Origin of the sequence: Salmonella sp. 2020_1459 (assembly GCF_043847915.1) — a bacterium.
GTDB lineage: Bacteria > Pseudomonadota > Gammaproteobacteria > Enterobacterales > Enterobacteriaceae > Salmonella > Salmonella enterica.
Genome location: NZ_JBCMFA010000005.1, coordinates 328,143 through 343,940 on the forward strand (window position 1 = coordinate 328,143; position 15,798 = coordinate 343,940).

The following is a 15,798-nucleotide window of genomic DNA, read 5'->3' on the forward strand; positions in this document are numbered from 1 at the left end:
ATTTTTTCCCGTTAGCGAAGGCGGTGGATTAGCGCTAGCGTAACAGTAATATTCAACTGATTTTTATAACAATTTATTTTCATTTGTTTTTCCTGAATATTACTGTGGAGTATGTGATGGCTATCAAAATTACGCCTGACGAGTTTAGTTTGCTTATCCAGCGATTAAACAAAAAATGGCGCGTGTTTGCCCCGTCCGCAGAGTTTCGCGGCGGGCGTTTTTCCGACACTGACAACATTATTTATCAACGGATTAGCGGCTGGCGCGATCTCATCTGGCACGAGAAATCGCACATGTCGCCGAATACCATAATTGCCCCTATCACCGAAACGCTCTTTTATTTCGATAAAGACACCATCCAAATTGCCGAGACAGACACTTCCCCGATAATCATCTTTGCCCGCGCCTGCGACATTAACGCCATGTCGCGGCTGGATTATATGTATTTATCAAATGGGAATAATTCCGATTACAGTTATCAACTGCTACGGGAGCATATTCGTTTCGTCCTTATTGAGTGTGAAGAAAGCTTCGAAAATTGTTTCTGCGTCTCAATGGGTACCAATAAAACTGACTGTTATAGCGCCGCCATGCGTTTTAGCGATGAGGGCGCGCTTGTCAGCATCCGCGATCCCTTTATCGAGGCGGCGATACAAGGGCTGGGGCAGGAGGCTGACTATACCCCCTCTTTCGTCAGCGAAAACCGGGAAACCGTCGTCACGCCGGACAGCGTTTGCCGCGATCCGCAAAAAATTCGCGACATTCTCACCCGCCATCCGCTATGGGACGCCTACGACAGCCGCTGCATCAGTTGTGGCCGCTGCACTACCGGATGCCCAACCTGTACCTGCTATAGCGTCTTTGACGTCGCCTATGATGAAAATCCGCAGCGCGGCGAACGCCGTCGCCAGTGGGCAAGCTGCATGGTGCCGGGCTTTAGCGACATGGCCGGCGGTCATGGTTTTCGCGAAAAACCCGGCGAGCGTCTGCGCTACCGCGCCCTGCATAAGGTCAATGACTACAAAGCGCGCAACGGCATTGAACATATGTGCGTCGGCTGCGGCCGCTGCGACGATCGCTGCCCGCAATACATCAAATTTTCTTTGATTATCAATAAAATGACCGCTGCCGTTCGGCAGGCGCTGGCAGAGGAGGCATAACGCATGTCACATTGTTCCTGTCATGATAAACCGCAGCACAGTTTGCTGCCTGCGGCGTACCGCATCCTCAGTATTACTCGCCACACGCCGCTGGAGTGGAATTTCCGCGTGGCCGTCGATTTTCCCGCGCACTGGGGGCAATTTGTTGAGGTGTCGCTGCCGCGCGTCGGCGAAGCGCCCATCTCCGTTTCCGACTACGGCGACGGCTGGATAGATCTGCTGATTCGTAATGTCGGAAAAGTGACCAGCGCCCTCTTTATGCTGAAAGAAGGCGACAACGTATGGCTACGCGGCTGCTATGGCAATGGCTATCCGGTCGATACGCTGCGCCATAAACCCTTACTGGTTGTCGCAGGCGGCACGGGCGTCGCGCCGGTGAAAGGCTTAATGCGCTATTTCGTTGAGAATCCCCAGGAAATTGGTCAACTGGATATGATTCTCGGCTATAAAAATCGCGATTGCGTGCTGTACAAAGAAGAAATGGCGACGTGGCGCGGCAAACATAATCTGGTGCTCACGCTGGATGAAGGCGAGGCTGATGACCGTTACCAGATTGGCCGGGTGACCGATCGGCTTGCCGACATGACGCTTAGCGATATCGACACTATGCAGGCCATCGTCGTTGGGCCGCCAATAATGATTACCTTTACCGTAAAAATGCTGCTGCAAAAAGGGCTCAAGCCGGAGCAAATCTGGGTGGACTACGAACGCCGGATGGCCTGCTCCGTCGGGAAGTGCGGCCACTGCCGTATGGGCGAAGTGTATGTCTGCACCGACGGCCCGATATTTAACTACGCCGTCGCGCAACGTTTTGCCGATTAAGGAGAACATCATGAGCATTGATATTGATATCATTAAAGCCCGTGCGAAAAACGAATATCGCCTGTCAAAAGTGCGCGGCGAAGCCATGATCAGCGTCCGCATTCCCGGCGGTATTTTGCCCGCGCATTTGCTAACGGTGGCGCGTGACATCGCCGAAACCTGGGGCAACGGACAAATTCACCTCACTACCCGCCAGAAGCTGGCGATGCCGGGTATCCGTTACGAAGATATCGACAACGTGAACGCTGCGCTGGAGCCATTTCTTCGCGAGATTGAAATAGAACTGTGCGACGTCCAGGTTGAGGATACCAAAGCGGGCTATCTCGCTATTGGCGGGCGAAATATTGTCGCCTGTCAGGGGAACCGCATTTGCCAGAAAGCCAACACTGACACGACCGGTCTGTCCCGTCGTCTTGAAAAACTGGTCTATCCCAGCCCTTATCATCTCAAAACGGTCATCGTTGGCTGCCCGAATGATTGCGCGAAGGCGTCAATGGCCGATCTGGGAATTATTGGCGTGGCGAAAATGCGCTTCACTGCCGATCGCTGTATCGGCTGCGGCGCCTGCGTGAAGGCCTGTAGTCACCACGCGGTAGGCTGCCTGGCGCTGAAGAACGGCAAAGCGGTCAAAGAAGAGTCCGCCTGTATCGGCTGCGGCGAGTGCGTGCTGGCCTGTCCGACGCTGGCCTGGCAACGTAAGCCGGATCAGCTCTGGCAAGTCCGTCTGGGCGGACGCACCAGTAAAAAGACGCCGCGCGTCGGCAAGCTCTTCCTCAACTGGGTGACTGAAGATGTGATAAAGCAGGTGATCGTTAACCTGTATGAATTTGAAAAAGAGATGCTCGGCGGAAAACCGATCTATCTACATATGGGCCATCTGATCGACAAAGGCGGCTATCTGCGTTTTAAAGAACGGGTACTGCGCGGCGTTCAGCTCAATCCGGAAGCGATGGTCGCCGAACGCATTTACTGGGCCGAAGACGAATCCGTCGCGCGGATGCATCTCAAACCCGCCGGACACTAATCAACCACGCCATGGCCGCAGCCCGCCCACAGGCTGCGGCACGCTAAACCACATGACCAGCGCCGCGACAAGCAGTATGACCCCTCCGGCCAGCGCCAGCGTTGACCAGCCTACCTGCCGCCATAACGCCGGCGCTTTGTTTCCACTGAGCTTCACCGCCAGATCACGAAAAGTGTGTACCAGCAGCGCCAGCGAAGTAATCGTTAGCGAGGTTCCCGCCGCCATCGCCAGTACCGACGCCATTCCCCAGCTAAAAACGCCAATCACTTTACTGAATAACAGCACCATTATCGCGCCGGAACAGGGCCGCATCCCCATAGACAGTACGATCATGAGTCGCGCGCGCCAGTCATCGCCGCTATGCAATTGTTCCTGCGTCGGTAGATGCTGATGTCCGCAGCCGCATTTTTCATGGTGAACATGGCGCGGCGTAAAAGCGATAAAGACAGGTTTACGTAGCAGCGCGCGTAACCTTTTTATGGCCCGCCAGCACAGCAAAATGCCCAGCCCGCCAACTAACGCATAGCTCCCCTTTTCCAGCCAGAAGCCGCTCAGATGGAGCTGCCTGGCCGGAAGTTGCAATACGGTCAGCACGCCCACCACCAACCCGATAGCCACGAGCCCCTGTAATAACGCGGCGGCGAGGGTTAACACGATACTCGATTTCAACTTCGAAGGATGCGTCGCCAGCCATGTCGCGATCACCACTTTGCCGTGTCCCGGCCCCAGCGCATGAAGCACGCCATACATAAAACTCAGCAGAAGCAACGATCCGCCCGCCCGCTCAGGATGCGTCGCCACCGCATTAAGCAGCGCGCTCAACTGCTGATTTACGTCCCGCTGCCAAAGAGCGCTTTTCAACATCACCTGCGGCCAGGCCTGCCATATCCACAGACCGCCAACCAGCATCAGCAGCAGGAATAACGCCAATGGCCACAGCGAGAGCCAGCGTCGCCCCGGAGTGCGTTGAGAAAAAATTACTGACATTGCAAGGTCACCGTTTGGGCAAACTGTTTACCTAAATCCATATCCTCCGGCGGCGCGTCCTCCTTATCCAGCGACTGGGCGAAACGTAGCGTCTCTTCGCCGGGCGCAGGAGTATAAACCTGAATCCGACACTTTTCGCGCAGCGGTTCCGGCATCGTGATATCGCTGGCCTGGTCATAATGCATATCGACATAATAAGAGGGATCAAACGTTGAAAAGGTATAAGTCTGTCCGCTTAACGGCTGCGGTTCAGCCAGCGGTAGCGTAAAGGTCAATACCGCCTGATGCGCGTCACGCGTCATACCGTATTCTGTCGGCCTGTTTTTAAACTTCACTTTCGCGCCATTGCGCCACACTTCTGTAAAGTAGTGCTGCCCAAGTACGTTAGCCATCACTTCCGCCGCCAACTTTTTCCATATTTCTGACCCCGGTGCCGCGTTTCCGGCGTCATACAGCAGATCGGCGGACGTCAGCGCGTCCATTGTCCAGCGCATTTTTAACGCCACAAATTGCTCATTTTCACTGACCACCTGCGTTTGCAGACGGATAAAGCTATGCGGATGCGCCGCCGCCACGAAAGATAAAGCGGCAAGAAATAGTGTTAAGGCGCTGCGTTTCACTGGCTTCATCTGTTCCTCGCGATAAAAATTCTGTGACACTCCTCAGCATTCCTGGCCTAAAAGCACGCTTATCACATTTTTCACACGCAAACTTTAGCTATCCTTACCAGACAAACTAACGGGAGACCTGACAGATGATGCCGACAATTGCCCCACCATCTGTACTTTCCGCTCCCCAGCGCCGCTGTCAGGTATTGCTGACGCTTTTCCAGCCGGAGCCAATTGCCACGGTGGAAATCTTCAGCGCGCTTAATGGCGTTGATGATGATACTGCCCGTGAGGATATCACTGAGACAAGCCTGGAGATCCAGCGCTATCATCGCCTTGCCATCACAACATGCCAGAACGGTTGCTATCGGATCGAAGGTACAGCACTCGATCAGCGCCTTTGCCTTTTACACTGGCTCAGGCGCGGCCTGCGTTTATGCCCGACCTTCGTCACGCAACAGTTTACCCCGGCCTTAAAAAACGCGCTAAAGCAGCGCGGTATCGCGCGTCCGCTGTATGACGATATTAATCTGCACGCGCTCATCAATCTGTGCGCCCGCCGGTTGCAAAAACCATTTGAACATCGCGACGTGCAGTTCCTGCGCCTCTTTTTACAGTATTGTCTGCTACAACACCATGCCGGCATCACCCCGGAGTTCAACCCTGTACAGCAGATTTGGGCGCAGTCGTGCGCGGAATATCCACTCGCCCAGGAAATTGGTCGTCACTGGCAGCGCCACGTGATGCAGGCCGCACCGCTCAATGAAGCGCTGTTTATGGCGTTACTGTTTTCAATGATTCGCCTCCCCGACCCGATTCGCGACACGCATCAACGGGCGCAGCAACTGCGACTGGAGGTGGCGCGGCTGGTGCTGCGCTTTCGAGAAAAAGGGAACGTACGCTTCAGCGACGAACAAGGGCTTAACGATCAGCTGTATGTCCATCTCGCCCAGGCGCTGAACCGAAGTTTATTCACGATTGGCATCGATAATACGCTTCCGGAAGAGTTCAACCGTCTTTATCCGCGTCTGGTTCGCACCACACGTGAGGCGCTCGCCGGGTTTGAAGCCGAATATGGTATCCACTTTTCCGAGGAAGAGACGGGGCTGGTGGCAGTGATTTTCGGCGCCTGGCTAATGCAGGATAACGATTTGCATGAGAGACAGATCGTATTGTTAGCGGATAAAAATGATGCGCTGGAGACGCATATTGAGCAGCAACTGCGTGAACTGACCCTGTTGCCGCTGAATATCAGACGGCTATCGCTCCAGGCATTTCAAAAAGAGGGATGCCCGCGCGGCGTAGCGCTGATTGTTACCCCTTACGCCACGCCGCTACCGCTCTTCTCACCGCCATTAATTCATGCGGATCGCACCCTCACAGAGCACCAACAGCAGCAGATCCGCAAGATCCTGGAATCATGACGCGGCAACCACTTTGGGCCGAAGGAAGATAGCGGGCAATGCCACCAGCGCCATAATCCAGAACACGCCGCCGCCCAGATGTTGATACAGAAAACCGGCAAATACCGTCATAATCGCGATACTGCCGCCCATCGCCACAGCGGAATAGACGGCCTGCAAACGAATCACCTCGCTTCCCTGACGCGCAGCGATATAGCGCATGGCGGCCAGATGGCAAACGGTAAACGTGCCACAGTGCAGGATTTGTATCACAATCAGCCACGGCAACGCCGTACTCCAGCCCATCAGTCCCCAGCGTACCACGCCGCACACAGCGGAAAGCAACAGCAAGTCGCGGGCGCTAAACCGGCGGAATAGCTTTTTACTCAGGGCAAAAATGATCACTTCCGCCACCACGCCCAACGACCATAAATAGCCGACCGCCGATGCTGAATAGCCAGCCCCCTGCCAGTAGATGGCGCTAAAACCGTAGTAGGCGGCGTGCGCCCCTTGCAGCAAGCAGACGCAGGCCAGAAAACGCCAACTTTGTGCCACCAGCGTACGCCAGGCGGGCCAGCCTGCGCTCTCCTGCTGGCGGCTTTCCCCTTGCGGCGGCACGCTGGGACGTAACAACATGCCCAGCAACATCGAGGCGACGCCGAGCGTCAGTAGCGCCAGAATCGCCTGGTAATCGTATAAACTCACCAGCTTACCGGTCAGCGCCGACCCTATCACGAAGGCGATGGACCCCCACAGCCGCACCCGACCATAGTCCAGGGTAATTTGTTTTTGCCAGGTATTGGCCAGCGCATCGGTCAGCGGCACCAGAGGTGAAAAGAAGAGGTTAAACCCAACCATCACCACCATTAGCCACGCGACATGCGTTCCTGCCCAAAATGCCAGCGCAAATACCAGCGTCAGCAATGCCAGGACGCGCAGCGCAGAGATCAACCGCGAAGGATCGCTTACGCGAGGCGCAATGAGCAGACTACCGAGAAAACGCGCGACCAGACCCACGCCCAGCAGAAGACCGATGGTTTCCGGCGTTAGCCCAAGACCTTTGAGCCAGACGCTCCAGAAGGGCAGAAAAATACCGTAACTAAAAAAGTAGGTGAAATAACTGAGCGCCAGCCAGCGCGTGGAATGCAATGCCATGATTCCCTCCCGTTTGGAGGCGATAGTCTGGCGGTAAACGGTTGCGCTGGCAAGGGTAACATAAGATTAACAAGCGGAGGGAGAAGTTCAAACGGCAACGCCGCCGGATAATGACTTCCGGCGGCGTCACGTTATGGCGCATAAGTAATGCCCGACAGACGCAGCGCCATCGGGCCATTTTCACAACACAAGCGCTTATGCGTAAACCGGGAAGCGGGCGCAGATATCCAGTACTTTCGCTTTCACGCGTTCAATGGTGGCTTCATCATTGATGTTGTCTAGCACGTCACACATCCAGCCAGCCAGCTCTTTCACTTCCGCTTCTTTGAAGCCGCGACGAGTAACCGCCGGAGAACCAATACGGATACCGGAGGTCACGAACGGGCTCTTAGGATCGTTCGGCACGCTGTTTTTGTTCACGGTGATGTTAGCGCGGCCCAGCGCGGCGTCAGCTTCTTTACCGGTCAGGTTTTTATCCACCAGGTCCAGCAGGAACAGGTGGTTCTCAGTGCCGCCAGACACCACTTTGTAGCCGCGGTTCAGGAACACTTCCACCATCGCTTTGGCGTTTTTCGCCACCTGCTGCTGGTAAACTTTGAACTCCGGCTCCATCGCTTCTTTCAGTGCTACCGCTTTACCCGCGATCACGTGCATCAGCGGGCCGCCCTGCGCGCTTGGGAAGACGGCGGAGTTCAGTTTTTTGTACAGCTCTTCGTCGCCGCCTTTCGCCAGGATCAGGCCGCCGCGCGGACCCGCCAGGGTTTTGTGGGTGGTGGTGGTGACAACGTGAGCGTGCGGAACCGGGTTCGGGTAAACGCCTGCGGCAATCAGGCCCGCCACGTGTGCCATGTCGACAAACAGGTATGCGCCGATGCTGTCAGCGATTTCACGCATTTTTGCCCAGTCAACCACGCCGGAGTAGGCAGAGAAGCCACCGATAATCATCTTCGGCTTGTGCTCTTTGGCCAGCTTCGCCATCTCGTCATAGTCAATTTTACCGGACTCATCGATACCGTAAGGTACGATGTTGTACAGTTTACCGGAGAAGTTAACCGGGGAGCCGTGAGTCAGGTGGCCGCCCTGCGCCAGGTTCATACCCAGAACGGTATCGCCCGGTTGCAGCAGCGCGGTGTAAACAGCGAAGTTAGCCTGAGAACCGGAGTGCGGCTGCACGTTAGCGTAGTCGGCGCCGAACAGTTCTTTCGCGCGGTCGATAGCCAGTTGCTCAACGACATCAACGTATTCGCAACCGCCGTAGTAGCGCTTGCCCGGATATCCTTCAGCGTATTTGTTGGTCAGCTGAGACCCCTGCGCCTGCATCACGCGCGGGCTGGTGTAGTTTTCGGAGGCGATCAGTTCGATGTGCTCTTCCTGACGTACTTTTTCCTGCTCCATAGCCTGCCACAACTCGGCATCATAATCGGCAATGTTCATTTCACGCTTTAACATCCGCATCTCCTGACTCAGCTAACAATAAAATTTGTGCCTGAAAAGGCAGTCCGTGGGACTTCGGCCAACAGTATAACCGAATCATTCTTCGATAACAGGTCTTGACAAAGGTTTTTACGCAAACGATTACCTGTGCGTCAGATAAGGGTTTCCTGAACGAGAGCCTGACGAATTTCAACGGATTTCTTTTCAGCTTTGTGATGCAGATTTTTCACGTTGTTACATCCATAACGTAAAGCAGAGAAGATCCATTTACAATGCAAGGGTATTTTTATAAGATGTATTTGATATACATCATTAGATTTTCACATAAAGGAAGCACGTATGCTTGACGCACAAACCATCGCTACAGTAAAGGCCACCATTCCCCTACTGGTTGAAACAGGACCGAAACTGACCGCCCACTTCTACGACCGTATGTTTACGCATAACCCGGAGCTCAAAGAAATCTTCAATATGAGCAACCAGCGTAACGGTGATCAGCGCGAAGCCCTGTTTAATGCTATCGCGGCCTACGCCAGCAATATCGAAAATTTACCGGCGTTGCTGCCGGCGGTAGAAAAAATCGCGCAGAAGCACACCAGCTTCCAGATTAAGCCGGAGCAGTACAACATCGTCGGGACGCATCTGCTGGCGACGCTGGACGAAATGTTCAACCCAGGCCAGGAAGTGCTGGACGCGTGGGGCAAAGCCTATGGCGTACTGGCTAACGTCTTTATTCATCGGGAAGCCGAGATTTATCACGAGAACGCCAGCAAAGACGGCGGCTGGGAAGGCACGCGCCCCTTCCGCATCGTTGCGAAAACCCCGCGTAGCGCACTGATCACCAGCTTTGAGTTTGAACCGGTCGACGGCGGTACGGTGGCGGAATACCGTCCCGGGCAGTATCTGGGCGTCTGGCTGAAGCCGGAAGGTTTTGCGCATCAGGAGATCCGCCAATATTCACTGACCCGTAAACCCGATGGCAAAGGGTACCGTATTGCCGTGAAGCGTGAAGACGGCGGCCAGGTATCAAACTGGTTACACCACCACGCCAGCGTGGGCGATGTGGTGCATCTGGCTGCGCCGGCAGGTGACTTCTTTATGAATGTCGCCGCTGATACCCCCGTTTCGCTGATTTCCGCTGGCGTCGGCCAGACGCCGATGTTAGCGATGCTCGATACGCTGGCGAAAGAACAGCATACCGCGCAGGTGAACTGGTTCCACGCGGCGGAGAACGGCGACGTCCATGCGTTTGCCGACGAAGTGAGCGAGCTGGGCCGTACACTGCCGCGTTTCACTGCCCATACCTGGTACCGCGAGCCGACTGAGGCCGATCGCGCCCAACGCCTCTTCGACAGCGAAGGGCTGATGGATTTAAGCAAACTGGAAGCTGCGATCAGCGATCCGGCAATGCAGTTCTATCTTTGCGGCCCGGTAGGTTTTATGCAGTTTGCCGCAAAACAACTGGTTTCACTTGGCGTGAATCACGAAAACATTCATTACGAATGCTTCGGCCCGCATAAAGTGCTGTAATTGCAAGAAATCCGCTGAAAAAACGGGCGTTATCGTTAAGGCGAACGCCCGTTTTCCTCCCTGTTCTCCTGCTTATTGCGCTGCTTTTTATGCCTTTCTTTTACAAAAAAGGGGAATAAAAAAAGTCTGTGCAAATCGTGTTATTATTAACGTTTGACTTAGCTCGTTAGGGCATCTTTTTATGCAGCAACCTGTTGTACGCATTGGAGAGTGGCTGGTTACACCTTCTGTTAATCAGATCAGTCGTCAGGGACGCCAGATTACTCTTGAACCACGGCTGATCGATCTTCTGATGTATTTTGCGCATCATCCGGATGAAGTGTTAAGCCGGGATAACATTATTGATCATGTCTGGATGCGCACCATCGTGACCAACCATGTTGTCACCCAAAGCATTTCTGAACTACGCAAATCATTAAGAGATGGCGGAGACAGCAATGCTGAATACATCGTTACCGTACCTAAACGCGGCTATAAGCTGACGGCGCCGGTTATCTGGTGCGAAGAAAATAGCGATGAGATCGATAATTCATCAACGTCGCCTCCGCCGCCGATCGCAGCAACGAATGCAGAACCGACAGAGGGGGCTACTGCCGCTACGCCTGTGCCGCCCGCTTCTTTGCAAACGCCGACTAAAAAGGCGAAAAAGCCGCGTATCGCCGCTTTCTGGACGTGGGTGATGTTCCTGCTCTCGCTGGCGACGCTGGTGGTGTTTATCGTGATGTCGGTGGTAGATCATAATGCCGCGGTAACAAAAACGCGGTTATTACTTAACCCACGAGATATAGATGTTCGTTTTGAAGGCGGCAATTCCTGTAATAACTGGGTCTCGCAGGAGTCCTACGCCATCGGTCTGGGCGGCTTAATCACCGACCTGCTGAACACCTACTCGACTTTTATGGTGCACGATAAAACCAATTACCGGGTCAATGAGCCAAGCAGCTCCGGTAAGACGTTAACCATTCAGTTTGTCAATCAGCGCCACTATCGGGCGCAGCAGTGCTTTATGTCTGTGGTGCTCATTGATAACGCCGATGGTTCAACCATGCTGGATAAGCGTTATTTCGTCACCAATACTAACCAGTTGTCCATCCAGGATGATCTGTTTAATAGCCTGTCTTTCGTTTTAACACAGCCCTGGCCTAATCGTATGCGAGAACAACTGGCCCTGTTCAGAACGCCGCAAAATACCGCGCTGATGCGTTTTTATGAGGCGCGCCAGCTTATTCTGAGCGGCGATGCGCAGGCGCTAGGTAAAGCCAGCGATATTCTGAATGGCATTATTAAGGAAACGCCTGATTTCAACTATGCCTATGAATATAAAGTGCTGGTAGATGTATTACGGCAATCACAACAGCCGTTTGATAAAGAACAAGTGGCTGCGCTGAACGAAGAGTTTAAAAAAATAGATCACATTCCGGGCGTTGAGAAAACGTCTGTTTATTATAAAATCAAGACCGTTGATCTGTTAGGCAAAGGTGATATCGATGCAGCGTATGAGGAAATCAATAAAAGCATCGAGCTTGAAATGTCGTGGTTTAACTATGTCCTGTTGGGGAAAGTTTACGAAATGAAAGGTGAGAATCGTCTGGCCGCTGATGCCTATCTGACCGCCTTTAATTTACGTCCAGGTGAAAACACGCTGTACTGGATCGAAAATGGCGTATTTCAGACATCCGTTCAGAAAATTGTCCCTTATCTGAATAGTTTTCTGGCAGAAGATTAAATTTAACGCTGAACCATGACAAATAAAAGCGAAAAGATATTAAATTTTTCGCTTTTATTTTGTGAAAAACATGTTGCCAAAAATAGCTTATGTTAATTTTGGCAACATATTCATCGCAAAGATATGTAAATATAACTCTTTGTAATTAAACGATGTTTATCCTTTCATGATATTTTTCATGATATTTATATGTTAATTCAAAAAAATCAATCTATCAGTTTTTTCATGTTTGTGTTTATTTCACTTTTTCTTTAGGACTTATCTCAACTCATTCGTTAATCTTGTCGACAGTTGAACGGGCACGCAGCATATATGAAGCATAAGCCCGGTTCTTAAAAATACAGCTCAGGAGAAATGAACATGAGTTCTGTCAAAAAGATCGGGCTATTTGCCTGTACTGGCGTCGTTGCCGGTAATATGATGGGGAGCGGGATTGCATTATTACCCGCCAACCTTGCCAGTATTGGTGGCATTGCCATCTGGGGCTGGGTAATTTCTATTATTGGGGCAATGTCGCTGGCTTATGTTTATGCGAGGCTGGCAACCAAAAACCCTCAACAGGGTGGCCCTATCGCTTATGCTGGGGAAATATCTCCGGCGTTTGGTTTCCAGACCGGCGTTCTTTATTATCACGCAAACTGGATTGGTAACTTAGCCATCGGTATTACCGCTGTTTCTTATCTTTCTACGTTCTTCCCGGCATTAAATAATCCAATACCGGCAGGTATTGCCTGTATTGCTATCGTCTGGCTGTTCACCTTTATTAATATGCTGGGTGGGGCCTGGGTCAGCCGCTTGACAACGATTGGCCTATTCCTGGTGCTGATCCCGGTAGTCTTGACCGCAGTCGCCGGCTGGCATTGGTTCGATATCGCGACCTATCACGCGAACTGGAACACGTCCACGACGACCGACTCTCACGCCATTGTTAAAAGTATTCTGCTCTGCCTGTGGGCGTTCGTTGGCGTTGAGTCTGCCGCCGTCAGCACCGGCATGGTGAAAAACCCGAAACGCACCGTACCGCTGGCAACCATGCTGGGTACCGCGCTGGCAGGCATCATCTATATCGCCGCGACTCAGGTTATCGCCGGGATGTTCCCAGCTTCCGTTATGGCCTCTTCCGGCGCGCCGTTCGCTATCAGTACCTCCACGATTCTGGGTGGCTGGGCTGCGCCGCTGGTTTCCGCCTTTACCGCTTTCGCCTGCCTGACGTCTCTGGGCTCCTGGATGATGCTGGTCGGCCAGGCTGGGGTTCGCGCCGCCAACGACGGCAACTTCCCGAAAATTTACGGTGAAATGGATAAAAACGGTATTCCGAAAAAAGGTCTGCTGTTGGCTGCGGTGAAAATGACGGCGCTGATGATTCTGATCACCATCATGAACTCCAGCGGCGGTAAAGCGTCCGACCTGTTCGGCGAACTGACCGGGATTGCCGTACTGCTTACCATGCTGCCGTACTTCTACTCCTGTGTTGACCTGATTCGCTTCGAAGGGTTCAACATCCGTAACTCGGTAAGCCTGATTTGTTCTGTACTGGGCTGCGCATTTTGCTTCATCGCACTGATGGGCGCCAGCTCCTTCGAACTCTCCGGCACCTTTATCGTCAGTCTGATCATCCTGATGTTCTACGGTCGCAAAATGCACCAGCGCCAGAACAACGACAGCGACAGCGACAACAATACGGCTGAAGCGCTTTAACCGCTAACTCCTTTTTCTCAAAGCCCCTTTCGTCACCTGCTATAGCGTAGCGGGAGGGGCCCACTTTACCAGGAACAAGACTATGAACGTTATTGCTATCATGAACCACATGGGCGTCTACTTTAAAGAAGAGCCTATTCGTGAACTGCATCGTGCACTGGAAGGTTTAAATTTCCGTATCGTCTATCCAAACGACCGAGAAGACCTGCTGAAGCTGATTGAAAATAACTCCCGCCTTTGCGGCGTCATTTTCGACTGGGATAAATATAACCTTGAGCTTTGCGAAGAGATTAGCAAGCTGAACGAGTATATGCCGCTGTACGCCTTCGCCAACAGCTACTCTACGCTGGACGTCAGCCTCAACGATCTGAGAATGCAGGTTCGCTTCTTTGAATATGCTTTAGGCGCCGCAGCCGATATCGCGGCGAAAATTCGCCAGAATACCGATGAATACATCGACAATATTCTGCCGCCGCTGACAAAAGCGTTGTTCAAATATGTGCGCGAAGGGAAATATACTTTCTGTACGCCTGGCCACATGGGCGGGACCGCTTTCCAGAAAAGCCCCGTCGGCAGCATCTTTTATGATTTCTTCGGCCCGAACACGATGAAATCCGATATTTCGATTTCCGTTTCCGAACTGGGTTCACTGCTGGACCACTCCGGCCCGCATAAAGAAGCGGAAGAGTATATCGCCCGCGTCTTTAACGCCGAACGTAGCTACATGGTGACGAACGGCACCTCTACGGCGAACAAAATCGTCGGTATGTACTCCGCGCCGGCAGGCAGCACGGTACTGATTGACCGTAACTGCCATAAATCGCTGACCCATCTGATGATGATGAGCGACATTACGCCGATTTATTTCCGCCCAACCCGTAACGCCTACGGTATTCTTGGCGGTATTCCGCAAAGCGAGTTCCAGCACGCCACTATCGCTAAACGGGTAAAAGAGACGCCTAACGCAACCTGGCCGGTCCACGCTGTTATTACTAACTCAACCTATGACGGTCTGTTGTATAACACTGACTACATCAAGAAAACTCTGGATGTGAAGTCCATTCATTTTGACTCCGCCTGGGTGCCTTATACCAATTTCTCCCCTATTTATCAGGGTAAATGCGGTATGAGCGGCGACCGTGTAGAAGGCAAAATCATTTATGAAACCCAGTCCACGCATAAACTGCTGGCGGCGTTTTCACAGGCATCCATGATTCATGTTAAAGGCGACATTAACGAAGAAACCTTTAACGAAGCCTACATGATGCATACCACCACTTCTCCGCACTACGGTATCGTAGCGTCTACTGAAACCGCAGCGGCGATGATGAAAGGTAATGCGGGTAAACGCCTGATTAACGGCTCTATTGAACGTGCGATTAAATTCCGTAAAGAAATTAAACGCCTGAAAAGCGAATCTGACGGCTGGTTCTTTGACGTATGGCAGCCGGAACATATCGATGGAGCTGAGTGCTGGCCGCTGCGCTCAGATAGCGCATGGCATGGCTTCAAAAATATCGATAACGAACACATGTACCTCGACCCGATCAAAGTCACTATCCTGACGCCGGGGATGAAGAAAGACGGTACGATGGATGAATTCGGTATTCCGGCAAGTCTGGTCGCCAAATATCTCGATGAACGCGGCATCATCGTAGAAAAAACCGGTCCATACAACCTGCTGTTCCTGTTCAGCATTGGTATCGACAAAACCAAAGCTCTGAGCCTGCTGCGCGCGCTCACTGAATTTAAACGCGCCTTTGACCTGAACCTGCGCGTCAAAAACATTCTGCCGGCACTGTACCGCGAAGCGCCTGAGTTTTATGAAAATATGCGCATCCAGGAACTGGCACAGAATATTCATAAACTGGTCGAACATCATAATCTACCGGACTTAATGTACCGTGCGTTTGAAGTGCTGCCGAAAATGGTGATGACGCCGTATACTGCGTTCCAGAAAGAGCTGCATGGCGAAACGGAAGAGGTGTATCTTGAAGAGATGGTTGGACGCGTCAACGCCAACATGATCCTTCCTTACCCTCCGGGAGTGCCGCTGGTGATGCCTGGTGAAATGATCACCGAGGAAAGCCGTCCGGTACTGGAATTCCTGCAAATGCTGTGCGAAATCGGCGCCCACTATCCGGGCTTCGAAACCGATATCCACGGCGCCTATCGTCAGGCAGACGGACGTTACACCGTTAAAGTGCTGAAAGAAAATACGAAATAAGTACCAAAGGGAAGTGGCTTGCCA

12 protein-coding genes are annotated in these 15,798 nt (G+C 52.6%); 8 read left to right on the top strand and 4 right to left on the bottom strand.

The annotated features are described in order from the left end of the window. The first annotated feature begins 116 nt into the window (after positions 1–116). The 3 genes from asrA to asrC are packed head-to-tail and all read left to right on the top strand — an operon-like array spanning position 117 to position 3,006. Positions 117–1,160, top strand: coding sequence for an anaerobic sulfite reductase subunit AsrA (gene asrA, locus ACH0VJ_RS15275; RefSeq protein ID WP_000985209.1), 1,044 nt, complete (start codon positions 117–119; stop codon positions 1,158–1,160). Between the two features lie 3 nt (positions 1,161–1,163). Further along, positions 1,164–1,982, top strand: coding sequence for an anaerobic sulfite reductase subunit AsrB (gene asrB, locus ACH0VJ_RS15280; protein ID WP_000017583.1), 819 nt, complete (start codon positions 1,164–1,166; stop codon positions 1,980–1,982). A 10-nt stretch (positions 1,983–1,992) separates the two neighbouring features. Next, complete coding sequence (gene asrC / locus ACH0VJ_RS15285) at positions 1,993–3,006, top strand: sulfite reductase subunit C (protein WP_000020685.1); 1,014 nt, start codon at positions 1,993–1,995, stop codon at positions 3,004–3,006. Here the strand turns inward: asrC and ACH0VJ_RS15290 are convergent, their stop codons facing one another. Beyond that, positions 3,007–3,993, bottom strand: coding sequence for a nickel/cobalt transporter (locus ACH0VJ_RS15290; RefSeq protein WP_000111021.1), 987 nt, complete (start codon positions 3,991–3,993; stop codon positions 3,007–3,009). Further along, on the bottom strand, positions 3,984–4,622 hold the full coding sequence (locus ACH0VJ_RS15295) for a DUF1007 family protein (protein WP_023196042.1): 639 nt from the start codon (positions 4,620–4,622) through the stop codon (positions 3,984–3,986). The genes ACH0VJ_RS15290 and ACH0VJ_RS15295 overlap by 10 nt, the downstream gene beginning before the upstream one ends. A gap of 125 nt (positions 4,623–4,747) precedes the next feature. Between ACH0VJ_RS15295 and csiE the strand changes: the two genes are divergently transcribed. Next, a complete protein-coding gene (gene csiE, locus ACH0VJ_RS15300) occupies positions 4,748–6,025 on the top strand; it encodes a stationary phase inducible protein CsiE (protein ID WP_000982964.1) in 1,278 nt (425 codons plus the stop codon). Here csiE and ACH0VJ_RS15305 read toward each other — a convergent pair. Both ACH0VJ_RS15305 and glyA read right to left on the bottom strand, forming a co-directional pair. Continuing rightward, on the bottom strand, positions 6,020–7,159 hold the full coding sequence (locus ACH0VJ_RS15305) for a 3-phenylpropionate MFS transporter (protein WP_001173729.1): 1,140 nt from the start codon (positions 7,157–7,159) through the stop codon (positions 6,020–6,022). The genes csiE and ACH0VJ_RS15305 overlap by 6 nt on opposite strands. A gap of 195 nt (positions 7,160–7,354) precedes the next feature. After that, the gene (glyA, locus tag ACH0VJ_RS15310; protein ID WP_000919178.1) at positions 7,355–8,608 is read right to left on the bottom strand and encodes a serine hydroxymethyltransferase; all 1,254 of its coding nucleotides are present in this window, start codon (positions 8,606–8,608) and stop codon (positions 7,355–7,357) included. A gap of 324 nt (positions 8,609–8,932) precedes the next feature. On the opposite strand from glyA, the gene hmpA reads away from it, so the two are divergent. From hmpA to cadA, 4 genes are all read left to right on the top strand, one after another. Beyond that, the gene (gene hmpA, locus ACH0VJ_RS15315; RefSeq protein ID WP_000883145.1) at positions 8,933–10,123 is read left to right on the top strand and encodes an NO-inducible flavohemoprotein; all 1,191 of its coding nucleotides are present in this window, start codon (positions 8,933–8,935) and stop codon (positions 10,121–10,123) included. Positions 10,124–10,304: 181 nt separating this feature from the next. Next, positions 10,305–11,849 carry a lysine decarboxylation/transport transcriptional activator CadC gene (gene cadC / locus ACH0VJ_RS15320; protein WP_001187143.1) on the top strand — a complete coding sequence of 515 codons (1,545 nt, stop codon included), beginning with the start codon at positions 10,305–10,307 and terminating at the stop codon, positions 11,847–11,849. A 360-nt stretch (positions 11,850–12,209) separates the two neighbouring features. Continuing rightward, a complete protein-coding gene (gene cadB / locus ACH0VJ_RS15325) occupies positions 12,210–13,547 on the top strand; it encodes a cadaverine/lysine antiporter (protein WP_000100009.1) in 1,338 nt (445 codons plus the stop codon). An 82-nt stretch (positions 13,548–13,629) separates the two neighbouring features. Beyond that, the gene (cadA, locus tag ACH0VJ_RS15330; RefSeq protein WP_001100652.1) at positions 13,630–15,774 is read left to right on the top strand and encodes a lysine decarboxylase CadA; all 2,145 of its coding nucleotides are present in this window, start codon (positions 13,630–13,632) and stop codon (positions 15,772–15,774) included. Positions 15,775–15,798: the final 24 nt, after the last annotated feature.